Source organism: Streptomyces afghaniensis (assembly GCF_044327915.1).
Lineage (GTDB): Bacteria > Actinomycetota > Actinomycetes > Streptomycetales > Streptomycetaceae > Streptomyces > Streptomyces afghaniensis.
On sequence record NZ_JBIRGJ010000006.1, the window covers coordinates 605,815 to 628,407 of the forward strand.

General features: G+C 70.3%; 20 protein-coding genes. 12 read left to right on the plus strand and 8 right to left on the minus strand.

Going from position 1 to position 22,593, the window contains the following annotated elements; all coding sequences use genetic code 11:
* Nucleotides 1–17 precede the first annotated feature (17 nt).
* Nucleotides 18–1,556, plus strand: a complete 1,539-nt coding sequence (gene hutH, locus ACH4G3_RS25250; RefSeq protein ID WP_397626728.1) for a histidine ammonia-lyase — start codon at nucleotides 18–20, stop codon at nucleotides 1,554–1,556.
* Between the two features lie 57 nt (nucleotides 1,557–1,613).
* On the opposite strand, the gene ACH4G3_RS25255 is transcribed toward hutH, so the two are convergent.
* Nucleotides 1,614–1,928, minus strand: a complete 315-nt coding sequence (locus ACH4G3_RS25255) for a hypothetical protein (protein ID WP_208641698.1) — start codon at nucleotides 1,926–1,928, stop codon at nucleotides 1,614–1,616.
* A gap of 109 nt (nucleotides 1,929–2,037) precedes the next feature.
* Here ACH4G3_RS25255 and ACH4G3_RS25260 point away from each other — a divergent pair, with 109 nt between their 5' ends.
* The 7 genes from ACH4G3_RS25260 (at nucleotide 2,038) to ACH4G3_RS25290 (ending at nucleotide 12,451) form a co-directional block, all read left to right on the plus strand.
* Nucleotides 2,038–2,370, plus strand: coding sequence for a hypothetical protein (locus tag ACH4G3_RS25260; RefSeq protein ID WP_397626621.1), 333 nt, complete (start codon nucleotides 2,038–2,040; stop codon nucleotides 2,368–2,370).
* Between the two features lie 276 nt (nucleotides 2,371–2,646).
* On the plus strand, nucleotides 2,647–3,894 hold the full coding sequence (locus tag ACH4G3_RS25265) for a L,D-transpeptidase (RefSeq protein WP_397626622.1): 1,248 nt from the start codon (nucleotides 2,647–2,649) through the stop codon (nucleotides 3,892–3,894).
* A 314-nt stretch (nucleotides 3,895–4,208) separates the two neighbouring features.
* Entirely contained in the window at nucleotides 4,209–7,523 is a 3,315-nt protein-coding gene (locus tag ACH4G3_RS25270) for a S8 family peptidase (RefSeq protein ID WP_397626729.1), read from the plus strand.
* A gap of 251 nt (nucleotides 7,524–7,774) precedes the next feature.
* A complete protein-coding gene (locus ACH4G3_RS25275) occupies nucleotides 7,775–11,500 on the plus strand; it encodes a CHAT domain-containing protein (RefSeq protein WP_397626623.1) in 3,726 nt (1,241 codons plus the stop codon).
* On the plus strand, nucleotides 11,497–11,652 hold the full coding sequence (locus ACH4G3_RS25280) for a hypothetical protein (protein WP_397626624.1): 156 nt from the start codon (nucleotides 11,497–11,499) through the stop codon (nucleotides 11,650–11,652). The genes ACH4G3_RS25275 and ACH4G3_RS25280 overlap by 4 nt, the downstream gene beginning before the upstream one ends.
* A gap of 46 nt (nucleotides 11,653–11,698) precedes the next feature.
* On the plus strand, nucleotides 11,699–12,181 hold the full coding sequence (locus ACH4G3_RS25285) for a hypothetical protein (RefSeq protein WP_397626625.1): 483 nt from the start codon (nucleotides 11,699–11,701) through the stop codon (nucleotides 12,179–12,181).
* 75 nt (nucleotides 12,182–12,256) lie between these two features.
* The gene (locus ACH4G3_RS25290; RefSeq protein ID WP_397626626.1) at nucleotides 12,257–12,451 is read left to right on the plus strand and encodes a hypothetical protein; all 195 of its coding nucleotides are present in this window, start codon (nucleotides 12,257–12,259) and stop codon (nucleotides 12,449–12,451) included.
* Nucleotides 12,452–12,465: 14 nt separating this feature from the next.
* Here the strand turns inward: ACH4G3_RS25290 and ACH4G3_RS25295 are convergent, their stop codons facing one another.
* The gene (locus ACH4G3_RS25295; RefSeq protein WP_397626627.1) at nucleotides 12,466–13,392 is read right to left on the minus strand and encodes a helix-turn-helix domain-containing protein; all 927 of its coding nucleotides are present in this window, start codon (nucleotides 13,390–13,392) and stop codon (nucleotides 12,466–12,468) included.
* Between the two features lie 178 nt (nucleotides 13,393–13,570).
* On the opposite strand from ACH4G3_RS25295, the gene ACH4G3_RS25300 reads away from it, so the two are divergent.
* From ACH4G3_RS25300 to ACH4G3_RS25310, 3 genes are all read left to right on the plus strand, one after another.
* Nucleotides 13,571–14,611, plus strand: a complete 1,041-nt coding sequence (locus ACH4G3_RS25300; protein ID WP_397626628.1) for an NAD(P)-dependent alcohol dehydrogenase — start codon at nucleotides 13,571–13,573, stop codon at nucleotides 14,609–14,611.
* A gap of 106 nt (nucleotides 14,612–14,717) precedes the next feature.
* Nucleotides 14,718–15,101 carry a VOC family protein gene (locus tag ACH4G3_RS25305; protein ID WP_397626629.1) on the plus strand — a complete coding sequence of 128 codons (384 nt, stop codon included), beginning with the start codon at nucleotides 14,718–14,720 and terminating at the stop codon, nucleotides 15,099–15,101.
* Nucleotides 15,102–15,212: 111 nt separating this feature from the next.
* Entirely contained in the window at nucleotides 15,213–15,974 is a 762-nt protein-coding gene (locus tag ACH4G3_RS25310) for an SDR family oxidoreductase (RefSeq protein WP_397626630.1), read from the plus strand.
* Nucleotides 15,975–15,991: 17 nt separating this feature from the next.
* Here ACH4G3_RS25310 and ACH4G3_RS25315 read toward each other — a convergent pair whose 3' ends face one another.
* The 5 genes from ACH4G3_RS25315 to ACH4G3_RS25335 all read right to left on the minus strand — a co-directional run bounded on the left by ACH4G3_RS25315 (nucleotide 15,992) and on the right by ACH4G3_RS25335 (nucleotide 20,968).
* Nucleotides 15,992–16,918 (minus strand): DUF5829 family protein, encoded by a 927-nt coding sequence (locus ACH4G3_RS25315; RefSeq protein WP_397626730.1) that lies wholly within the window; start codon nucleotides 16,916–16,918, stop codon nucleotides 15,992–15,994.
* Nucleotides 16,919–17,019: 101 nt separating this feature from the next.
* The gene (locus tag ACH4G3_RS25320; RefSeq protein ID WP_397626631.1) at nucleotides 17,020–17,700 is read right to left on the minus strand and encodes a DUF4389 domain-containing protein; all 681 of its coding nucleotides are present in this window, start codon (nucleotides 17,698–17,700) and stop codon (nucleotides 17,020–17,022) included.
* A gap of 120 nt (nucleotides 17,701–17,820) precedes the next feature.
* Nucleotides 17,821–18,945 (minus strand): AI-2E family transporter, encoded by a 1,125-nt coding sequence (locus ACH4G3_RS25325; protein ID WP_397626731.1) that lies wholly within the window; start codon nucleotides 18,943–18,945, stop codon nucleotides 17,821–17,823.
* 150 nt (nucleotides 18,946–19,095) lie between these two features.
* Entirely contained in the window at nucleotides 19,096–19,764 is a 669-nt protein-coding gene (gene msrA / locus ACH4G3_RS25330; RefSeq protein ID WP_397626632.1) for a peptide-methionine (S)-S-oxide reductase MsrA, read from the minus strand.
* 82 nt (nucleotides 19,765–19,846) lie between these two features.
* Nucleotides 19,847–20,968, minus strand: coding sequence for a hypothetical protein (locus ACH4G3_RS25335; protein ID WP_397626633.1), 1,122 nt, complete (start codon nucleotides 20,966–20,968; stop codon nucleotides 19,847–19,849).
* A gap of 176 nt (nucleotides 20,969–21,144) precedes the next feature.
* Between ACH4G3_RS25335 and ACH4G3_RS25340 the strand changes: the two genes are divergently transcribed.
* Nucleotides 21,145–22,299 carry a cystathionine gamma-synthase gene (locus ACH4G3_RS25340; RefSeq protein ID WP_397626634.1) on the plus strand — a complete coding sequence of 385 codons (1,155 nt, stop codon included), beginning with the start codon at nucleotides 21,145–21,147 and terminating at the stop codon, nucleotides 22,297–22,299.
* Between the two features lie 16 nt (nucleotides 22,300–22,315).
* On the opposite strand, the gene ACH4G3_RS25345 is transcribed toward ACH4G3_RS25340, so the two are convergent.
* Nucleotides 22,316–22,567, minus strand: coding sequence for a hypothetical protein (locus ACH4G3_RS25345; RefSeq protein ID WP_397626635.1), 252 nt, complete (start codon nucleotides 22,565–22,567; stop codon nucleotides 22,316–22,318).
* Nucleotides 22,568–22,593: the final 26 nt, after the last annotated feature.

Here is a 22,593-nt window from a genome sequence, read left to right on the forward strand (position 1 = left end):
CGCTCCTGAATATGGATATGCACACTGTGGTGGTGGGGACGTCCGGGGTGACCGCGTCCGACGTGCTCGCCGTGGCGCGCGGCGGCGCCCGCGTCCAGCTCTCCGAGGAGGCGCTGGCCGCCCTCGCGGCGGCCCGCGAGATCGTGGACGCGCTGGCGGCCAAGCCCGACCCCGTGTACGGCGTGAGCACCGGCTTCGGGGCCCTGGCGACCCGGCACATCAGCCCGGAGCTGCGTGCCCAGCTCCAGCGCAACATCGTCCGCTCGCACGCCGCCGGCATGGGGCCGAGGGTGGAGCGGGACGTCGTACGCGCCCTGATGTTCCTGCGGCTGAAGACCGTCTGCTCCGGGCACACCGGCGTACGGCCCGAGGTCGCGCAGACCATGGCCGACCTCCTCAACGCCGGTATCACCCCGGTCGTGCACGAGTACGGCTCCCTCGGCTGCTCCGGCGACCTCGCGCCGCTGTCCCACTGCGCGCTCGCGCTCATGGGGGAGGGTGACGCCGAAGGCCCCGACGGTGTCGTACGCCCGGCCGCCGAACTCCTCGCCGCGCACGGCATCCAGCCGGTCGAACTGCGGGAGAAGGAAGGCCTCGCCCTGCTCAACGGCACCGACGGCATGCTCGGCATGCTGGTCATGGCCCTGGCCGACCTGGACACGCTCTACCGGTCCGCCGACGTCACCGCCGCGCTGTCGCTGGAGGCCCTGCTCGGCACCGACAAGGTCCTCGCGCCCGAGCTGCACGCCATCCGGCCGCACCCGGGGCAGGCCGCCAGTGCCGCCAACATGCTGGCCGTGCTGAAGGGTTCGGGCCTGACCGGGCATCACCAGGACGACGCGCCGCGCGTCCAGGACGCCTACTCGGTGCGCTGCGCCCCGCAGGTCGCCGGGGCCGGGCGGGACACCATGGCCCACGCCCGGCTGGTCGCCGACCGCGAGCTGGCCTCCGCGGTGGACAACCCGGTCGTACTGCCCGACGGGCGCGTGGAGTCCAACGGCAACTTCCATGGCGCGCCGGTCGCCTACGTCCTGGACTTCCTCGCCGTCGCCGTCGCCGACCTCGGCTCCATCGCCGAGCGGCGCACCGACCGGCTGCTCGACAAGAACCGCAGCCACGGCCTGCCGCCCTTCCTCGCCGACGACGCCGGCGTGGACTCGGGCCTGATGATCGCTCAGTACACCCAGGCCGCGCTGGTGAGCGAGCTGAAGCGGCTCGCCGTACCGGCGTCCGCCGACTCGATCCCGTCCTCGGCCATGCAGGAGGACCATGTCTCGATGGGCTGGTCGGCCGCGCGCAAGCTGCGCACGGCCGTCGACAACCTCACCCGGGTCCTGGCCGTCGAGCTGTACGCCGCCACGCGCGCGATCGAGCTGCGCGAAGGGCTGACCCCGGCGCCCGCGACGCGGGCGGTCATCGACGCCCTGCGGGACGCGGGAGTTCAGGGTCCGGGCCCGGACCGGTTCCTGGCGCCCGACCTGGCCGCGGCGGACGCGTTCGTGCGCGACGGGCGGCTGCTGGCCGCGGTGCAGACGGTGACCGGCCCGCTTCAGTAAGCAGGAGAAGACCGACCGGGGGCCCCGTCATGCTGTGGGCCCCCGGGCGCGTGAACGTCAGAAACCGAGCCGTTCCCGGCGGACCGAGTACGCGACGAAGCCCGCGCCCAGCGTGAGGAAGAACGTGCCGCCGATGACGTACGGCGTGCTGTCGAAGCTGCCCGTGTCGGCGAGGCGGGTGCCGGTGACGGAGTCGCCCGCGGTCGTGGCGGCGATCCGCGCCTGCTCCGTGACCTGCGGCGACGGGCTCGCCGCGACCGCGTCTCTCACCGGCGAGTTTGACGTCGCGTTGGCGGACGGGACGAACCACAGGGCGCCCAGCAGGGTCGCCGCGGCGGTGGCGGTCAGCAACGGACGGCGAGCGGATGACACGGAATATCGATCCCCTTGTGGCGCTGGCGAATTGGCCGTGTGGGGCGATGTTAGTGAAAGTCGCGGGTCACAGGAAAGTCACGGGAGGCCCTGGACGTACGCTCGCGCCATGAGCACTCCAGAGACATCACGGTTTGTCCGGCTTCGGGTGGAACTCGTTCTCGAAGTCGAGGACCCGGACGGGATCACCAAGGCCGCGCTGCGCCGGATCTCCGACGACGGTGGGATGCCGGCGGCGGAACGGGCCCACGGCGAGGCCGCTGTGACGGAAGACACTGCCGAGGCCCTCGCGTACCTCGTGGACCCTTTCGACCTGGTCAGCCAGGTGCCGGGTGTGGAGCTCCAGCAGGCCTCCTGGAGCAGCGAGCGGATCGACTACGACCCCGATTCGCCGGACTGGGACCTCGACGAGGATGATGTCGAAGACGACAGTGACATCTGAGGCACTTGAGAAAATAGTGACCCCGGGCGGCAACCGTCGTCCGGGGTCTCTGCGTCTCAGGCGGCGCACCGCCCTGAGTCGCACCGTCCGCGCCCGTGCGCTGCGGACCGGCGCGGACGTGGTGATCCCCACACGTGCGTGACATGGGGAACCGGGCGAACCGGTCGTAGCGTTGAAAGTTCCGGACGAGGACTCACGAGTCCTGACGGGGGCACTTGGACTTTGACGGGGATGCCCGGGGTTTTGGGGAAATCGGCAACGATGGAGAAGCGTGTGATGACGGTCAGTAAGCGGCGCAAGGGCCTGACGGTCGCGTCCGCACTGCTCGGCGGAGTGCTGGTGCTCTCGGCCTGTTCCGGCGGCGACGACAACGCCTCCGGGAGCGACGGCGGCAGCTCCCAGTCGAAGGTCGACGAGGCCGCGGCCAAGAAGGCCTCCAAGGCCCAGATCAAGATCACGCCCGAGGACGGCTCCGACAACGCCTCCATCAACAACTCCGCCGCCGTCACCGTGAGCAAGGGCACGCTCACGAGCGTCAAGATGACGACGTCCGACGGCACGGAGGTCAGCGGCCAGATATCCGCCGACAAGACCAGCTGGAAGCCCAGCACGCAGCTGGAGCGCTCCACCACCTACAAGCTGGCGGCGGAGGCGAAGGACTCCGACGGCCGCGTCGCCCACGAGAACGCCTCGTTCACCACGGTCTCCCCGGCCAACAGCTTCATCGGCACCTTCACTCCTGACGACGGCACCACCGTGGGCGTCGGCATGCCGGTCTCGATCAACTTCGACAAGGCGATCACCAACAAGGCCGCGGTCCAGAAGGGCATCAAGGTCAGCACGACCAGCGGTCAGGAGGTCGCCTGCCACTGGTTCAACGCCAACCGCATGGACTGCCGCCCCGAGGACTACTGGAAGGAAGGCTCCACCGTCACGCTGAAGCTCGCGCTCGACGGTGTCCAGGGTGCCGAGGGCGTCTACGGCGTCCAGCAGAAGACGGTCACCTTCAAGATCGGCCGCAACCAGGTCTCGTACGTCGACGCGAAGACCAAGCAGATGAAGATCACCCAGGACGGCAAGGTCGTCCGGACGATCCCGATCTCCGCCGGCTCGCCGGCGAACAAGACCTACGAGGGCACCATGGTGATGTCCGAGAAGTTCAAGGAGACGCGCATGAACGGCGCGACCGTGGGCTTCACGGACGACGACGGCAAGGGCGAGTACGACATCAAGGACGTGCCGCACGCCATCCGCCTGTCCAGCTCGGGCACATTCATCCACGGCAACTACTGGGGCGCGAAGTCCATCTTCGGCAACGTGAACACGAGCCACGGCTGCGTCGGCCTCCAGGACGCGAAGGGCGCCGACGACCCGAACACCCCGGGCGCGTGGTTCTACAACAACTCGATGATCGGTGACGTGGTGGTCGTCGAGAACACCGGCGACAAGACCATCGCGCCGGACAACGGCCTCAACGGCTGGAACATGAACTGGGCCGACTGGAAGGCCGGTTCGGCGGTCTGACGACTCCGTAGCCGCACTCAGGAGCCGCCGCTCTGCCCCGATTCGGGGGCGAGCGGGGGCTTCCGTTTTCTCCCGGCTCTGGTGTCAAGGAGAACGCGCGTGCGCAATCGTCCTGCCCTGTAACGGAGTTCCGGCAGCCGTGTAACAGCCGGCCCACGGATTTCTTACCTCTCTCTCAACTATTGAGTGCCTGATCACCCGTCGGCATACTGCGTCTTCCGGGGGGTGTACGCCCATGCGTACGAGACCACCCCCGGCCGGGTGAACGGGGAATTCGCCCGGTACTTCTGCAAGGGGGAAACTTGCGCAGACAAGTGAAAAGGGCGTGCGCGGCCACGGTCGCCACAGCTGCAGCCGTGGCCCTGGCGGCGGGTATGACCAGCCCGGCGTCGGCGAACGGCGAGCAGACGACCGCAGCCGCGAAGCAGGCGTCGGTCACCGCCAAGCACCGCATCACACTGATCACCGGCGACCGGGTCGTCCTGGACGCCAAGGGCCGGATCGTCGGCCTGGAGCGGGCCAAGGGACGCGAGGACATTCCCTTCCAGGTCCGCAAGCTCGACGGCCACACGCTCGTGATCCCGGCCGACGCGGCCCGCCTGGTCGCCACCGGCAAGCTCGACCAGCGGCTCTTCGACGTCACCGAGCTCAACAAGTCCGCGACCCGCAAGGCCCAGAAGAAGGGTCTGAAGGTCATCGTCGGCTACCAGGGCAGCGCCGCGGCCACCAAGGCCGATGTCCGCGACGCCGGCCGGCTGAGCCACGCTCTGAAGACCGTGAACGCGGACGCTGTTCAGACGCCGCAGGAGGACGCGCCCGAGCTGTGGGACGCGGTCACCAACGGCGACAAGACCGCCTCCGGCATCGCGCACGTCTGGCTCGACGGCGTCCGCAAGGCCAGCCTCGACAAGTCCGTCCCGCAGATCGGCGCCCCCAAGGCGTGGGCCGCCGGCTACGACGGCAAGGGCGTGAAGATCGCCGTCCTGGACACCGGTGTCGACGCCACCCACCCCGACCTCAAGGGCCAGGTGATCGGCGCCAAGAACTTCACCACCTCGCCCGACACCACCGACAAGGTCGGCCACGGCACGCACGTCGCCTCCATCGCGGCCGGTACCGGCGCGAAGTCCGGCGGCAAGTACAAGGGTGTCGCGCCCGGCGCGAAGATCATCAACGGCAAGGTGCTCGACGACGGCGGATTCGGCAGCGACTCCGAGGTCCTCGCCGGCATCGAATGGGCCGCCGCGGAGGGCGCCGACGTCGTCAACATGAGCCTGGGCGGCGGCGACACGCCCGCGATCGACCCGCTGGAAGCGGCGGTGAACAAGCTGTCCGAGGAGAAGGGCATCCTGTTCGCCATCGCGGCCGGCAACGAGGGCGACTTCGGCGAGCAGACCATCGGCTCCCCGGGCAGCGCCGCCGCGGCCCTGACCGTCGGCGCGGTCGACGACAAGGACGTGCTGGCCGACTTCTCCAGCCGCGGCCCCGGCATGGACGGCGCCCTCAAGCCCGACGTGACCGCGCCCGGCGTGGACATCACCGCGGCCTCCGCCCCCGGCAACCAGATAGCCGCCGAGGTCGGCGAGAAGCCGGCCGGCTACATGACGATCTCCGGTACGTCGATGGCGACCCCGCACGTCGCGGGCGCCGCGGCGCTGCTGAAGCAGCAGCACCCGGAGTGGAAGTACCCCGAGCTGAAGGGCGCCCTCACCGGCTCCACGAAGGGCGGCAAGTACACGCCGTTCCAGCAGGGTTCGGGCCGCATCCAGGTCGACAAGGCCATGAACCAGTCCGTGATCGCCAACCCGTCCTCGGTGAGCTTCGGCGTCCAGCAGTGGCCGCACACCGACGACAAGCCGGTCACCAAGGAACTGACGTACCGCAACCTCGGTACGAAGGACGTCACGCTGAAGCTGGCGTCGACCGCCACCGACCCGAAGGGCAAGGCCGCCCCGGCCGGCTTCTTCAAGCTCGGCGCCACCTCGGTGACCGTCCCGGCCGGCGGCAAGGCCTCCGTCCCGTTCACCGTGAACACCAAGCTGGGCGGCACGCTCGACGGCGCCTACTCCTCGTACGTGACGGCGACGGGTGGCGGCCAGACCGTCCGCACGGCCGCCGCGGTGCAGCGCGAGGTCGAGTCGTACGACGTCACGCTGAAGTTCCTGGACCGTGACGGCAAGCCCGCCAAGAACTACAGCGCCGACCTGGCCGCCGTCTCCGGCCTGGGCAAGGGCAAGTTCTACTCGCCGTACGACGCGGACGGCACCGTCACCACCCGGGTTCCCAAGGGTGGTTTCATCCTCAACACCAACATCTTCGTGGGCGACGACCCCGAGAAGTTCCAGGGCGCCGACTGGCTCGCCCAGCCCAAGCTGGACGTCACCAAGAACACGACGATCACGCTGGACGCCCGCAAGGCCAAGCCGGTGGACATCACCGTGCCGGACAAGGCCGCCAAGTCGGAGTTCGCCTCGCCCGACTACACGGTGGAGACGAAGGACTCCAGCTACGGCTTCGGCTGGTTCCTCGACTCCTACGCCGACATCCGCACCGCGCACGTCGGCCCGCAGATCACCGACGGTTCCGTGACCCAGCAGTGGGACGGCCACTGGACCAAGGGTGACAAGGAGCAGTACGACGTCACCGGCGGCGGCAAGGTCAAGCAGCTCGCCACCGGCTACACCAAGCACTACAAGGCGGGCGAGCTCGCCACGGTGAAGGCGGGCCTCGGCGCCGCGGCGAAGGGCAAGAAGGGCTCCATCAGCGCCGTCGGCTGGCTGCCGTGGAGCAACAGCGCCTCCTCGATCGGCATCGAGCAGTCCCTGCCCGGCACCCGGACGCTGCACCTGTCCACCGCGGGCGATGTGAAGTGGCAGCTCGAGTTCGCCCAGTCCGGCGGTGTCGACGCGGACGGCTTCCCGGTCGACGAGGCCGGGTACACGCTGGGCACGCACAAGTTCGCCGCCGGCAAGACCTACTCGAAGACCGTCAACACGGCCGTCTTCGGACCGCGTCTCGACGCCGACTTCGGCCTCTTCCGTGAGGGCGACCAGATCTACGGCTCCCTGCCGCTGTTCGCGGACGGCAAGGGCAACGCGGGCTACTCGACCTTCTCCGCGGTCGACACGACGCTGTACCGCAACGGCAAGAAGGTCGGCAGCAACGACGACCCGCTGTTCGGTGAGAAGCAGTTCAAGGTCCCGGCCGGTGACGCCGAGTACAAGCTGACGACGTCGGTCAAGCGCAGCGTCAAGATCGCGGCGGCCTCCACCCGCATCGACGCGAGCTGGACGTTCCGCTCGAAGAAGACCTCCGGCATCAAGCAGCTGCCCGCCTCCACGGTCCGCTTCAACGCGGTCACCGGTCTGGACAGCAAGGTCCCGGCCGGCAAGACGGTCAGCGTCCCGGTCACCGTCGAGGGCGCCGCCAAGGGCAGCAACCTGAAGTCGCTGTCGGTGTACGTGTCGTACGACTACGGCAAGACCTGGAAGAAGCTCACCGTCACGAAGGGCAAGGTCAGCTTCAAGAACCCGGCGAAGGGGAAGGCCATCTCCTTCCACGCCAAGATCGCCGACAAGAAGGGCAACAAGTCGACGATCTCGATCTACAACGCGTACTACGGCAAGTGAGACGCCCTGCACCGCAGGGCTCGCCCGCAGGGTGAGCCGTAGGACTCGTCACTGAGCGGCCCGCCGGAAGCCTCGGCTTCCGGCGGGCCCTTTGGTGTTGTCGGCGGCTGGCGACAAGGCCCGAACACAAACCGGCCATCATCCGCCAAGAAGGCTCGACTTCGTACACCGGGCATGGCCGAGCGCGGTGGGGGGAATCCAGACCCTACCGTCGCCGCCGGGGGGGCGCGGTGCCATCGGGGGTGGGGGGCATGCGCAGTTCACAGGACACCCGGGTCATGACGACCATCTCCCGGATCGGCGGTGTGGCCTACGCGGGCCTCGTGGTGGGAACCCCGGTGGGATGGTCCGTCTCGCCGGTCAGCGGCCGCTCGCCCAGCTTGCTCATCAAGGCGTACGAGGGAGGGCTCGCGCGCATAGCGGCTGTGGGGCCGGAGATGTTCACGATCGAGGCGCCACGTGGCTGGGCGGCACGGCTCGACCGCGAGAAGGACGAGCTGATCATCACCTCGCCGGTCAGTCCCGGGTTCTGCTACGGGACGATGCCGCCCTTGCCGCCTGGCTGGCGGGAGACGGCGACGGCAGCCGGACGCGTGCTGTTGCTGGTCACCGATTTCCTCGAAGACCTTCCCGCCGGTGCCGATCTGGCCGATCTGCTGACCGGCCTGGCGGCACGCGGCCTGCTGCACGGCGGCGTGATCGAGTTCGTCGAGTCCGCTATGCCCGTCGAACGGGACGGGGACGCCAGCCCGTCGGAGGAGGACGCTCCACCGTCGCTCACCATCATCCGAGCGCCGACGGACGCCCTGGCGGAGCTGGCCGAGCTCGTCGTCGACCGGGTTCTGACACCCGCCGAGGCCAGGGCTCGTGCGCGCCGAATCGGCTGGATCACATGGGAGCGCGGACAGGCTGACGACCTACCGGATCAGACAGCGGCGGGCGGCGGCGCCGCGGCACGCACCCTGTTGAGCGGCTCGCTGACGATCCATCCCGGAGACGACCCGGAGGAATTACTGCGGGAGATGACGGACCGGGAGATCGCAGCCGTGACTCATCCCGGCAGCCCCATGCCCCTGGAGCAGGCGTTGTGGGAGCACTACTACTACGTGCGATTGCTCGTGGAGATCGCCGACGCCCGAGGAGGACCGGAACGCTCATCGCTGTGGTCGGCCGCCGTAGCAGCCACCGTCGAGGCTGCCGCGCAGCTGGTCTCCCTCACCGGCGATCAGGCGGTGTTCGAGGACGCGGACGAGCTTTCCCGGCGGCGCGTCGCGTTTCTGCGGTCCCAGCCCCTCATCGAAACCCTCGACGACGCGCTTGTCGCGGCGGCCGAACTGCGGGTGGCCCTGCTGGGCCCGCTCCATCTCGCCGGTGACCAGTACGCACGCAGCGGGCTGCCCTGCACCACGGCCGAGCTGGTGTCCCAGGCGTACCTGGCCGAGGAGGAGGGCCGACGGCCACCGGATGTCCGGACGTGTCTGACCGAGGCGAACACCTTCCTGGACGAGGCGCTGCACACCGCGTGCGGCCGGTTGCGCGCGCGTGCGCTCGTCGTGCGTATCCAGGCCGGTATCCCACGGGAGCAGCCGTACTCGCTGTCGGGAGATCAGATCCGGGCTCTCGCCCTGGAGGCCCGATCTTGTTTCCGTGGTACTGAGGGTCCGGTGGTCGACCTCTTTCTGGGGCGGCTGCTGGAGGACCTACCCATCAGCGCTGTCGCCGGCCTCTTCGCCCGTCCGGTGAAGTCGGCGGCGGAGGCGTACGGGGAGCCGGGCGCCCGTGCCCTCCTGTCCCAGGGCATCGAGACGGCGCGTGCCCTCGGGGAACGGGACCTGCTGCGCCGGATGTTGCCCTGGTCCGAGGAACTGCCGGAACCACTGTCCGACGCCCATGCCCGACAGGAGTTGGAGGCCCGGCTGCACTGCCTCCCCGACGACGACACCCCGTGCCCGCCCCGGGGAGCGGATCTGGACGCTCTGGCCGGACGACTCCTCTCGCGGCAGCGCCTGCTGCCCTCCTCGCGCAAAGAAGCGCGCGATGAGGCAGCGCGGACCCACCTCGCAGCGCACGCCCTGGAGGCAGGCCGGACGGAGCTCGGTCTACGGCTGCTGCCTCCCTTCGACTCGATGCGCACGCTCGGCCACGGCTATGCCCTGCTCTACGCCGACCTGCACTACCAGGCCGCTACGACGGGAGTGGCCCTGCCCCGGACGCCGCAGGGCTTCCCGGACGTGCCGAGCCCCGGATTCCTGCTCTGCCAGGCGGCGCAGAAGTACTCGCTGCTCGGCATGTACGGTCTGGCCAGGGCATGCCTGGTCCAGTTGTTGGAGCACGTCGAGGGTTCCTCCTATGACGACTTCCCCGCGGTAGCGGCGACCGTCGCGGCGACCATGCCGGTGACCTACTCGATCCGGGACCGGGAACTCGCCCCGATCTGCCGGGACGTTCTGCACGCCACCACACTTCGCGCCTCTGTGGAAGGAGCGCCCCTGCGCGTGCTGCTGGCCTTGCACCACGCCGCCAAAGGCGCCACCTTCTCCCAGTGGTACGGCATCCGGGAACCTTTCGAGGTACCGGAGGCCGTCACTCACCAGTTGGTGCGGCTGCGGATGGTCGCCGAGCCGAGCGGAACGGGCCCCTCCGCACCGGACGAGGACGGAGCCGATGCCGTCCTGCCGGCCACACCCACGGGAGACCTTCTCGCGCCGCTCTCGGAGCGGGAGGTGGCACCGGGGCGGACCACGGCAGAGATCGAGCAGAACGTCAGGCGTCACATCGACCACCTGATCAACAAGGCGCTGGTGCAGGCTGCTATCCAGGGCGCCTACGCGGAGGCCGACTGGAGGAACGTGCAGGAGAGCCTGGACAGCCGCACGGTGTTCCTGAGTTGGTTCGTGCCGGAGACCCCTGGATCCGACTCCGACTATGCCGTCCTCGCCGTCACCCGGGAATCGGTGAGCGGCGCGCTCATACGCTCCGGCCCCGGCGCCCGGGACGCGGACGACGAGGGCGGCGACGACGAGGGCAATGAGGCAGTGTCGCCCCCGCGCGACCATGTTCTGGTCGGCATGGTGAGCGCTGTACGGGCCGAGGTGACCGACGACCCGCTCTTCGACGACGTCACACCGGAGGCGGCGGATCTGCTGGGTGTTCCGCTGTTCCCACCGCAGTGGCTGGAGCAATGGCGCGCTCAGGGCAAGGACCACCTGCGTATCTGGGCTCACGGGCCGCTGCACTACCTGCCGTTCCATTTGCTCACCTATGGCCCAGAAAAGCGCCTTGTGGCCGACGACTTCACGGTGTCGCTGATCGGCGGGCTGGGCGCGTCCTCCTCGCCCGCCCATCCGGTTCCCCGTCCGCCGCGCACCGCCGTCGTGGCCTCCGCCGGCGGCGGTGAGGAGTTCGGCCTGGCCCGTGAGATGGTCCTCGAGGAACACGCCGCCGACGTCGCCGCCCTGGTGGGCGCTTCGCCGGTTGTGGGGCAGGCGGCCACCCGCCGGCGGCTGCTCGACGAACTGGCCACCGCCGACGTCGTCCACATCGCCGCCCACGGCACCCAGGACGCGGCGGCGCCCTGGTTCCACTGCCTCTACCTGAGCCCGGACGAGGACGACGACGGCCGGGTATGCGCCCACGACATCCTCTCGACCGACCTCCGCGGTGTCCGGCTCGTCACCCTCGCGTCCTGTGAATCCGTGCTGGGCCGCTATGACATCAACGACAACCTGCGTGGCATGCCGGCCGGACTGCTCCTCGCCGGCGCGGAGGCGATCATCGGCTGCCTGTGGCCCGTACGGCCCGAGCCGGCGACACACTTCTTCGCCGCAGTCCACCGGCGCGTCGCTCGGGGCTCAGCCCCTCTGTCGGCGTTCCGCTCGGCACAGCTCGCCACGCGGGTTGCTTATCCCGCTTATCGGGACTGGGGCGCGTTCATGTTCTTGCAAGGCCGACACCACACCGCACGGGAGGCGACGTGAGCGAGACGAATGGATGGACCATCCCCCTCCGGGACGTCGAGTTCGTCCCCGAGCGGACACTGGGCACGCCCCCGGTCACCGAACAGCTGGGAGGCAGGCTGTCGTTCGGTCAGGACCTCCTGCCGGTGGCCCGAGCCCTTTGCTCCCTCTGAATGGTGTGCCTACGCCGCAGGACTCGCCCATGAGCGTACGTTCCGGATGCTCGTTCTGGTGTGCTCCTTCCACCCCGAGCAGCCGGAAAGCCCCTGGATCATGACGAAGGGTGCGCTCGGGCTGGCCATCCACACCGAGGGCACGACCTCCGCCGGGGCCGTAGCCCGTCGTGTCGACCCGGGAGAACGCACCCGACCGGTGAACTCCACGCCTTCCACCGTCTCCTTCTCGTTCAACGCGGGGGTGTTCGGCGCCGGCGTGGAGCATCCGGTCGGTGGCTCTGCGACCGGCCACGAGTGGATCGTGCGGGGTTACGGTGCGTCCCAGGCCCGGCTGCGCTGGGACTTCCGGAGCACCAAGCGTCATCCTCTCGTGGGCGATCACCCGGTGGCCGTCCTGATCGAGTTCGACCCGGAGCAGGAACATCGCGCCGAGGTGCTGTTCTCCGCCGAGATGAAGCATCCGGCCCTCGGCCTCCGCAGGCATCGCGCCCAACTTCCCTTGAAAACCATCACTTTGACGGCCTGACGCAGCAGGCCTGCCGAAGTCGCAGGTCCCCCCGGGGGAGTCGTAGGGTGCTCGCATGACCGCCGCCGCACCGCCATGATCACTGCTGTCGTGGGTGTCCTCGGCACGCGCTTCGCGCCGGTGCTCAGCCAGCGCATCTCCGCGCGGCAGCGGACGGAGGAGACACGAGCGGCCGAGCAGCGACGGCAGTTCGAGGAGCGCAGAACCGTGTACCCGGCGATGAACCGGCCTCACGCCAGTTCCACACGCTCCTTCGGCGTGGGTGAGTGACGCCGACGGGGTCGTCACTCCGACGGTGTCGAAGCCCTGGTGCCGGAGCGGGTCGCGTCCGCGCCCCAGCTCGCCAGCAGGCGCAGCGCCTCCGCCGACGGGGAGCCCGGTTCCGCGTGGTAGGTGATCAGGGACTGCTCGGCGTCGTCGACCAGGCGGAACGTCTCGAAGGACAGGGCAAGGTCGCCGACCAGCGGGTGCCGCAGCCGCTTCACGCCGTAGCTCTTCTCCTTGACGTCGTGCGCGGCCCACAGCCGGCGGAACTCCTCGCTCTTCACGGAGAGCTCGCCCACCAGGGCGGACAGCCGCGGGTCGTCCGGATGGCAGCCCGCGTCCATGCGCAGATAGCCGACGATGTCGGCCGCCTTCTGGTCCCACTCGACGAACAGCTCGCGGTAGTCGGGCCTGAGGAACACCAGCCGCGCCCAGTTCCGCTCCGCCGCCGGCAGCTCCGCCCAGTCGCCGAAGAGGGCGGCGGCCATCCGGTTCCAGACCAGGATGTCCGAGCGGCGCCCGACGACGTACGCAGGGACGGTGTCGATCGAGTCCAGCAGCTGCCGCAACGCCGGCCGTACGTGCTGGGCCCGCGCCGTCTGCTTCTTCTTGTGCTGCTTGGGCTTCGCCAGGTGCATCAGGTGGGCGTGCTCGGCGCCGGTCAGCTGCAGGGCGCGCGCGATCGCGTCCAGCACCTCCGCGGAGACGTTGCGCCCGTTGCCCTGCTCCAGGCGTGTGTAGTACGCCACGGACACCCCGGCCAGCTGCGCCAGCTCCTCGCGCCGCAGCCCCGGCACCCGCCGCCGCCCGAAGTCGGGCAGCCCCACGTCCTCCGGCTTCAGCCGGGCACGCCGGGTGCGCAGGAACTCACTGAGCTCGGCACGCCGGTCCAGGCCCCCGCCGGTCTGCGGTGCGGGCTCCTGTACCGGTTCGGGCTGTTCGTCCATGCCTCCAGTTTGCACGGTCGTACGTACACGAGCCTGACCCTGCCAGTGGTACGCACGCTGTGCGTACGCAAAACGGTGACCTGGGTAGACGCTCGCGGGTTTGGCACGCTCGGGATCGTGCCCGGTCAGAACATCCAGAAGGCAGCCGGGCACGGAACCTGCTAGGAGAACCCCCGGCATGACCACTGTTGCTGCGTACGCCGCCCCTGCTCCCAAGGCTCCGCTGGAGCGCACCACCATCGAGCGCCGCGAGGTCGGCGAGTTCGACGTCCTGATCGACATCAAGTTCGCCGGTATCTGCCACTCGGACATCCACCAGGCCCGCGAGGGCTGGGGCGAGGCGATCTTCCCGATGGTCCCCGGCCACGAGATCGCCGGTGTCGTCTCCGAGGTCGGCCCGGGCGTCACGAAGTTCGCCGTCGGCGACCGCGTGGGCGTCGGCTGCATGGTCGACTCCTGCCGCGAGTGCGAGAACTGCAAGGCCGGACGCGAGCAGTACTGCGTCAAGGGCAACGTCCCGACGTACAACGGCATCGGCAAGGACGGCGAGCCCACCTACGGCGGCTACTCCGAGAAGGTCGTCGTCGACGAGAACTTCGTCGTCCGCATCCCCGACGGCCTCTCCCTCGACGTCGCCGCTCCGCTGCTGTGCGCCGGCATCACCCTCTACTCCCCGCTCAAGCGCTTCGGCGCCGGCCCCGGCAAGAAGGTCGCGATCGTCGGCCTGGGCGGCCTCGGCCACATGGGCGTGAAGATCGCGCACGCGCTGGGCGCCGAGGTGACGGTGCTGTCGCAGTCCCTGCGCAAGCAGGAGGACGGCCTGAAGCTGGGCGCGGACCACTACTACGCCACCAGCGACCCGAAGACCTTCGAGGAGCTGGCCGGCACCTTCGACCTGATCGTCTCCACGGTCTCGGCCCCGCTGGACTTCGGCGCCTACCTGTCGCTGCTGAAGACCGAGGGCACGTTGGCCAACGTCGGCGCCCCCGAGGAGCCCATCTCCCTGAACCTGTTCTCGGTGATCGGCGGCGGCAAGTCCCTCGCCGGTTCCATGATCGGCGGCATCGCGGAGACCCAGGAGATGCTGGACTTCTGCGCCGAGCACGGTCTCGGCGCCGAGATCGAGCTGATCCGCGGTGACCAGATCAACGAGGCGTACGAGCGGGTGGTCGCCAGCGACGTGCGCTACCGGTTCGTGATCGACACGGCGACGATCTGATCCGTATCGCCCCGTGAGGGCCCCGGCCGCGTGCCGGGGCCCTCAGCGCCGTCCGGGCAGCCCCGGCGGGTACCGCCGTATGGTGGACTGGGAGGGGAGGCCCGCCATGACCGTGCAGCTGAACCACACCATCGTCGTCGCGCACGACAAGCGCGTGTCGGCCCGGTTCCTCGCCGACATCCTGGGGCTGGACGTGAGCCCGCCCTACGGCCCGTTCCTCCCGGTCGAGATACCCAACGGCGTGACGCTCGACTACATGGACAGCCCCGGCGCCATCACGCCGCAGCACTACGCCTTCCTCGTCTCGGAGGACGAGTTCGACCAGATCTTCGGCCGGATCCAGCAGGCCGGTCTGACGTACTGGGCGGACCCGTTCCACAGCCGTCCCGGCGAGATCAACCACAACGACGGCGGCCGCGGCGCGTACTTCGACGACCCCGACGGCCACCGCCTGGAGATCATCACGCGGCCGTACGGCAGCGGCGGGTGATCTCCCGGAGCGCTCCGCCTGTCACATCTCCCCGCCGGCCGCCGTCATAGCGGTGAAGGCACACGAGAGGCGCCCGGGCGACGCCCGGGCGCTCCGGACAGGGGAGCAGCCATGACGACACCCATCCTGGTCACTGGTGGCACGGGCACGCTGGGCGGTCACCTCGTCCCGCTGTTGCGCGCCTCCGGCCACGAGGTGCGGATCCTCACCCGGCGCCCGCGCCCCGCCACGGCCGGAGTCGAGTACGTCACCGGTGACCTGCTCAAGGGCGAGGGCGTCGGGGCCGCCGTCGACGGCGTGGAGACCGTGTTGCACCTGGCGGGCGGACCGAAGGGCGACGACGAGGCGACCCGCACCCTGATGCGCGCCGCTTCGGCGGCGGGCGTACGGCACCTGGTCTACATCTCGGTCGTCGGCGCGGACCGGGTCCCGCTCGCCTGGATGCGGACGAAGCTGGAGTCGGAACGGGCCGTGGCCGACTCGGGCATCCCGTGGACGATCCTGCGCGCGGCCCAGTTCCACGACCTGGCACTGACCATGGTCGAGAAGATGGCGAGGCTGCCGGTCCTCCCGGTGCCCGGCGGCCTCCGGCTCCAGCCGGTGGACTCACGGGAGGTCGCCGCCCGCCTCGCGGAACTGACCCTCGGTTCCCCGTCCGGCCTCGTCCCGGACCTGACCGGCCCGCACGTCTACGATCTCGCCGCCCTGGCCCGTCCCTACCTCCGCCTCAGCGGCCGGCGCCGCCCGATGCTGCCGGTGCGCATCCCCGGGAAGGCGGGGCGGGCGTACCGGGCGGGGGCGAACCTGACGCTGGAGGGGGCGGAGGAAGGGAAGCGGACCTGGGAGGAGTTCCTGGCGGAGAAGCTGAACTGATCCTTGCCGGCCGGGTGCTACCTGGCCGTCGGCTCGTCCTGCCGGTCCTGCTCGCCGAAGGTCCACACGGCGCGGGACCCCGGGCCGACGACGAGGGCGGAGTGTCCGATCCGCTCCTCGTGCCGGTACGACACCGGCCTGTTCAGGGACATCTCGACCTGCCGCAGTCCCACCTGGTCGAGCGGCACGGCGTCGAACCGCAGCGTGGTGCCGCCGCCCTTCGCGACGGCGCCCCCGCCGGGCAGGGACCGGACGGCGAACCCGCCGGCCTTCAGCAGCGGCAGCGTGTTGGCGAGGTCCCGGGCGGTCACCGCGAGCCGGACGCCGGTCACGTCCCGCATCAGGTGGTCGCGGTAGGCGTCGGGCAGATAGCGCTCCCGGCCCACGTCACCGGGGTGTGCGGCGGGCTCGGTCTTGCTCCGCGGGTCGGCGAAGTACTCCGGCCGGTACTCCATGCCCCAGGCGCCGAAGAGGTCGTACTCCTCGGTGGTGAAGACGGCGTCGAACCAGGGCACGGGGACGCCGTCGCCGAAGTCGCGGGTCTGCCGGAACTCGACCGGGTCGCTGATCCCCAGCTCGCGCAGCCGCGCGACCACCGTCGCCAGGTCGCCCTCCCGCTCGGCCGAGACGCCCATGCCGCCGGCGCCGAGGGTGCCGTCCTTGCCGGGGACGTCGCCGATCCCGAACAGCTCGAGGTAGGTCTCGCGGCCCATCAGATAGCGGCCGGTCCAGGTCTGCCCGCCGGCACCGGTCGTGGTGCGGACCTGGAAGTTCGCGAAGTCCCGCAGATAGCCGGAGTGCTCGATGGCGTCGGCGGTCTCCCGGTCGAGGACGCCGTAGGCGTGGTTGTAGAAGAGGAGCTGCCGCCCGCCGTCATCGGCCTGCGCGGAGCTCACCCCGCCCTGGACCGCCCCCGCGAGGGCCAGGGCGACGACCATGATCATCTGTAATGCTCGTCTGACCGTCATGCGCAGGAGCGTAGAGCGGGAGGAATCGCTTCCGCCGGGGATTTCGGCGCTTGTCAGGGCCGTTTGCGGGGCCCTGGTCACGGGCCCTTGCTCAGTGGCCCTCGGTCAGGGGACTCCTGGCCGCCCATGTCGAGGCGGAACGGCGGGTACTGGTCGGTCATCAGGGCGGCGTACGCGGTCACCCGGGCACACCAGCGGGCGAGGCCGAGGAGGAAGTCGAAGAGGTGCCGCGGATAGCGGGCGGTGAACAGCAGGACGACCACCGCGACCAGTGACAGGAAGGGCATCAGCCCCGTGCCGCGCCAGCCGTCCCCGTCGTCCCAGCCCCAGCCGCCGCCGACGAACATCGCGACGACGATGTACTGCGGGATCGCCAGCAGCCACCACTTCACCAGCACGAGTCCGCGCGAGAGTCGCTCGGGGTAGGCGACGTCGAAGTGGGCCGGATAGTCGGGCACGTCGGCGAGGGTGAACGGCGGGTACCGGTCGGTGCCGAGCGCGGTGTGGGCGTAGTAGGTGACCCGCCAGTTCCACCGCAGTACGCCGACGTTGAAGTCGAAGAGGGACCGTGGGTACCGGGCGGTGAACAGGATGGCGAAGAACGCGACGACGCTCACGACGACGAACGCGATCCACAGGAAGAACAGCACGATGTAGTGCGGGACGGCGAGCAGCCACTTCACCAGCCACAGCCATCGGGACAACCGGGAGTCGACGGACGCCTCGAGACGCACGGGCGACGCGGTGACAGGAACCATGGGGCGGCACTCCCTTCGCCTGCAGGCTCGCAAGCGAGGGGGAGTCCCGCGACCTGGGCGGGGCCGTTCGCGCGTCCGGGGTGGCTCGTGCGTCCGGGGTGGGTTCGTGCGTCCGGACCGTTACGACGGGACGGGGGCGGCGCTGTCCGGCTCGTCGGTGCCGTCCGGTTCCTCGGCGCCGTCAGGTTCCCGCGGCGGATCGACGAGCTGCTCGCGCACGTAGTTCCAGACGACCGCGATCAGCGCGGCGACGGGGACGGCGAGCAGACTGCCCACGATCCCGGCCAGACTGCCGCCCAGCGTCACCGCCAGCAGCACCACGGCCGCGTGCAGGCCCAGCCCCCGGCTCTGGATCATGGGCTGGAACACATTGCCCTCCAGCTGCTGCACCACGACGATGATGGCCAGCACGATCAGCGCGTCCGTCAGGCCGTTGGAGACCAGCGCGATGAGGACCGCGACGAAACCCGCGAACAGGGCGCCGATGATCGGCACGAACGCGGACACGAAGGTCAGCACCGCCAGCGGGAGCACCAGCGGTACGCCCAGGATCCACAGGCCCAGTCCGATCAGGACGGCGTCGAGCAGGCCGACGGCCGCCTGGGAACGCACGAAGGCGCCCAGCGTGTTCCAGCCGCGCTCGAACACGGTCGGGACGTCGGTGGCGAGCCGGCCGGGCAGCTGACGGGAGAGCCACGGCAGGAACCGCGGGCCGTCCTTGAGGAAGAAGAACATCAGGAAGAGGGCGAGAACGGCGGTGACCAGGCCGTTCACCACGGTGCTCACCCCCGTGACGACAGCGCCGACCATGCTGCCGACGCCCTCCTGGGCGCGGGAGACCGCGGTGTCGAAAGCCTTGTTGATCTGGGCGTCGCCGATGTTCAGCGGCGGTCCGGCGGCCCACTCGCGCAGCTTCTGGATGCCCTCGACCACGCCGTCGGTCAGCTGACCGGACTGGGACGCCACCGGCACCGCGATCAGTGCCACGACACCCGCCGCCACCAGCAGGAACAGCACGGTCACCACCGACGCGGCGAGTGCGGGCGGCCACCCGCGCCGCCGCAGGAAGCGGGCCGCGGGCCAGGTCAGGGTGGTCAGCAGCAACCCGACGACGAGCGGCCAGACCACCGACCACATCCGCCCCAGCAGCCACAGAGCCACCGCAAGCATCACAAGCACCAGCAGCAACTCTGCGGAGACGCGGGCGGATATCCGGAGCGCGTCACGGGTCTTCGTGGAACTCAAGGGCGCAGTCACGGAGGCACTTTATTGCCACCGACCCCCCTAGCCACATTGCCATCGACTCCCCTTGCCACGGCCGATCACTTCGTACGGTCGCGGCGCTGTGCGATCCGGTCGGACCCGGGGAGTCTCGTCAGGGGATGACGCCGGTCGTCACCCCTCGGCCTTCGCCACGCCGATCGGGCAGGACACGCCCGTACCGCCGATGCCGCAGTAACCCGCCGGGTTCTTGTCCAGGTACTGCTGGTGGTAGCCCTCCGCCGGGTAGAACGGGCGGCCCTCCGCCGGGACGATCTCCGTGGTGATGTCGCCGTAGCCGGACGCGGTGAGGACCTTCTGGTAGGAGTCGCGGGAGGACTTGGCGGTGGCCGCCTGCTCGGGGGTGTGGGTGTAGATCGCCGAGCGGTACTGCGTGCCCACGTCGTTGCCCTGGCGGAAGCCCTGTGTGGGGTCGTGAGACTCCCAGAACGTCTTCAGGAGGCGCTCGTACGAGATCTGCTCCGGGTCGTAGACCACGCGGACGACCTCCGTGTGGCCGGTCAGGCCCGAGCAGACCTCCTCGTACGTGGGGTTCTCCGTGTGACCGCCCTGGTAGCCGGCGAGGGTCGTCCACACGCCTGCCGGGAGCTGCCAGAACTTGCGCTCGGCGCCCCAGAAGCAGCCCAGACCGAAGTCGGCGGTCTCCAGGCCCTCGGGGTAGGGGCCGAGCAGCGGGTTGCCGAGGACGGTGTGGCGGTCGGGGACCGTGAACGCCGGCTCCGGGCGGCCGGGCAGCGCCTGCTCGGGGGTCGGCAGCTGGGGCGTACGGCTGTGCAGGAACATGCGGTCTCCAATCGGCACGACACCCACGCGGGGCGACGCCCTGTTCAACGCACGGGGACCGGGGGGAATTCCGGCCGGTGGCTCAGTGCGGGAGGCTCGCCGGGCTGCCGCCGTTCGCCTCGTAGCCCGCCACCGCCAGGGCCCGGTACACCGCGAACTCCGCCGCCGGGTCGGTGGAGAGGGTCCAGGGGAGGGCGCCGACGTGGCCGTCGATGTGCACCAGCTGGTTCATGGCTTCCGACCAGCGCTCGCCGCGGACCAGGAAGAAGACCAGCATGTGCCGCACGTGCGCCAGCATCGGGTCGTCGGGGCGGGCCGAGTGCACCGCGTGCAGCGCGCCGTGGACCGCCTTCGTGACGACCTCGGTCTGCCAGAAGCTGCTGACCAGGGTCACCTCGGGGAGGTGCTCGAACACGGCGAAGAGGGGCATCGCCGCCAGGAGGGAGCCCTTGGGCGCGCGGGCCGCCGCGGCCTCCGCGAACTCGTACGCCAGCTCACGCGAGCCGTGCCACTTCTCGCACCAGTAGTGCAGCGCGGCCAGGTGCGCTCCCATGTGCGCCGGGGCGCGGTCCAGGATCTTCAGCCAGAGCTGCTCGAAGTCCTTCTGGGAGTAGCCCAGCCCACGGGCCACCGACAGCTCCACGATGTACGGGATCGGGTCGCCGGGGGCCAGCAGCGCCGCCTCGCCGCACGCCGCCTTCGCCTCCTCCATGATGATCCGGAACTCGTCCGTCCCGGGGGACGCCGTCCGCCACGCCTGCTGCACCAGGAACTCGGCGTGCACCGCGGCCCCGCCCGCGTCCTTGGGCGCCTCGGCCCGCCACACCCGCAGCCACTGCCCGCCCGGCGCCTCGCTCACCCCGCCGGGCCGCTGCCGCAGCTCCAGCGACGCCGCACCCGCGAAGGCCTGCACGCGCTGCCAGCGGCGCTCGCCCTCCGTCTCCGTACCGGCGAGGAGCTGCTGCGCGGCGCGGTAGTCCTGCGTGCGCTGCACCACGTCCAGGACGTCCAGCAGGTCCTGGTCGGGACCGGGCATGCGGATGTCCAGCTCCTCCTCGCGGACGAAGCCGTAGTTCGCCGGGTCCGCGGCGTCCGGGTGGTCGGGCGAGACGAGCCCGATCGCGGCCCCGCGCCTGCGCCGCAGGAAGGGAAGCAGCACGAAGCCCAGCATGACCAGTGCGATCAGGACCCAGAGAATCTCCATGCAACAAGCGAACCAGACCGCGCCGACAATTGGCCAACCTGGTCCCCGAACCTGTGGAAAACCCGGCCGGGCCGTACCCGCCGCCCCGAGGAGACCCCGGCCCCGGGGCCCGTGCCGCCTCGTCCCCCGGCGCTTCCCCCGGCACTCATCGCGTCGGCGCATTACCCTCGGTGCCCATGAGCGACAGGCCTATCAGTCAGCACTTCGAGACGCTCGCGATCCATGCGGGCAACACCGCCGACCCTTTGACGGGCGCGGTGGTCCCGCCGATCTACCAGGTGTCCACCTACAAGCAGGACGGCGTCGGGGGGCTGCGCGGCGGCTACGAGTACAGCCGCAGTGCCAACCCGACCAGGACCGCGCTGGAGGAGAACCTCGCCGCCCTGGAGGGCGGCCGCCACGGTCTCGCGTTCGCGTCCGGGCTGGCGGCCGAGGACTGCCTGCTGCGCACGCTGCTCAGCCCCGGCGACCACGTGGTCATCCCCAACGACGCCTACGGCGGCACGTTCCGCCTCTTCGCCAAGGTCGTCGCGCGCTGGGGAGTGGAGTGGTCGGTCGCCGACACCAGCGACCCGGCCGCCGTACGGGCTGCGATCACCCCGAAGACCAAGGCCGTATGGGTGGAGACGCCCTCCAACCCGCTCCTGCACATCACGGACATCGCCGCCGTCGCTCAGGTCGCCCGGGACGCGGGCGCCCGTGTCGTCGTCGACAACACCTTCGCCACGCCCTACCTCCAGCAGCCGCTCTCGCTCGGCGCGGACGTCGTCGTGCACTCGCTGACGAAGTACATGGGCGGCCACTCGGACGTCGTCGGCGGCGCCCTGATCACCGACGACCCGGAGCTGGGCGAGGAGCTGACCTTCCACCAGAACGCGATGGGCGCGGTCGCCGGCCCCTTCGACTCCTGGCTGGTGCTGCGCGGCACCAAGACGCTCTCGGTGCGCATGGACCGGCACAGCGAGAACGCCGCGAAGATCGCCGACATGCTCACCCGGCACGCGCGCGTGACGAGCGTCCTGTACCCGGGCCTGCCGGAGCACCCCGGGCACGAGGTCGCCGCCAAGCAGATGAGGTCGTTCGGCGGCATGGTCTCCTTCCGCGTGGCGGGCGGCGAGGAGGCGGCCGTCGAGGTGTGCAACCGCGCCAAGGTGTTCACGCTGGGCGAGTCCCTGGGCGGCGTCGAGTCGCTGATCGAGCACCCCGGCCGGATGACGCACGCCTCCGCGGCCGGCTCGCTCCTGGAGGTGCCCGGCGACCTGGTGCGGCTGTCCGTCGGCATCGAGAACGCCGACGACCTGCTGGAAGACCTCCAGCAGGCGCTCGGCTAGGACGAGCCCGGCGGGGTCACCAGCCGGTGAGAGGTGGAGTCGTGTCCGAGGGCGGCTCCACCCACGGGCGGGCCGTCAGCGCCCACACGGTGAACGCCACGGCCGCCGCGAACAGCAGCAGCCACAGCAGGCGCCGCGCGATGGTCCTGCGCCGCACCATCCGGCCGCCCCGGCGCACGGCCTCCGCGTGAATCTCGGGCGGCACGGGCCGCGACGACGTCTGCTCCAGCAGTCGGCGTACGGCCGCGTCGCGATCGTTCCCGCTCATGCCCGCCTCCGTTCGCCGGGGGAGCC

Coding starts and splice junctions, on each gene's coding strand:
- hutH (WP_397626728.1), top strand. CDS start 18: ATGCACACTGTGGTGGTGGGGACGTCCGGGGTGACCGCGTCCGACGTG.
- ACH4G3_RS25260 (WP_397626621.1), top strand. CDS start 2,038: ATGAGCACTCCAGAGACATCACGGTTTGTCCGGCTTCGGGTGGAACTC.
- ACH4G3_RS25265 (WP_397626622.1), top strand. CDS start 2,647: ATGACGGTCAGTAAGCGGCGCAAGGGCCTGACGGTCGCGTCCGCACTG.
- ACH4G3_RS25275 (WP_397626623.1), top strand. CDS start 7,775: ATGCGCAGTTCACAGGACACCCGGGTCATGACGACCATCTCCCGGATC.
- ACH4G3_RS25285 (WP_397626625.1), top strand. CDS start 11,699: ATGCTCGTTCTGGTGTGCTCCTTCCACCCCGAGCAGCCGGAAAGCCCC.
- ACH4G3_RS25290 (WP_397626626.1), top strand. CDS start 12,257: ATGATCACTGCTGTCGTGGGTGTCCTCGGCACGCGCTTCGCGCCGGTG.
- ACH4G3_RS25295 (WP_397626627.1), bottom strand. CDS start 13,392: ATGGACGAACAGCCCGAACCGGTACAGGAGCCCGCACCGCAGACCGGC.
- ACH4G3_RS25300 (WP_397626628.1), top strand. CDS start 13,571: ATGACCACTGTTGCTGCGTACGCCGCCCCTGCTCCCAAGGCTCCGCTG.
- ACH4G3_RS25305 (WP_397626629.1), top strand. CDS start 14,718: ATGACCGTGCAGCTGAACCACACCATCGTCGTCGCGCACGACAAGCGC.
- ACH4G3_RS25310 (WP_397626630.1), top strand. CDS start 15,213: ATGACGACACCCATCCTGGTCACTGGTGGCACGGGCACGCTGGGCGGT.
- ACH4G3_RS25315 (WP_397626730.1), bottom strand. CDS start 16,918: ATGATCATGGTCGTCGCCCTGGCCCTCGCGGGGGCGGTCCAGGGCGGG.
- ACH4G3_RS25320 (WP_397626631.1), bottom strand. CDS start 17,700: ATGGTTCCTGTCACCGCGTCGCCCGTGCGTCTCGAGGCGTCCGTCGAC.
- msrA (WP_397626632.1), bottom strand. CDS start 19,764: ATGTTCCTGCACAGCCGTACGCCCCAGCTGCCGACCCCCGAGCAGGCG.
- ACH4G3_RS25335 (WP_397626633.1), bottom strand. CDS start 20,968: ATGGAGATTCTCTGGGTCCTGATCGCACTGGTCATGCTGGGCTTCGTG.
- ACH4G3_RS25340 (WP_397626634.1), top strand. CDS start 21,145: ATGAGCGACAGGCCTATCAGTCAGCACTTCGAGACGCTCGCGATCCAT.
- ACH4G3_RS25345 (WP_397626635.1), bottom strand. CDS start 22,567: ATGAGCGGGAACGATCGCGACGCGGCCGTACGCCGACTGCTGGAGCAG.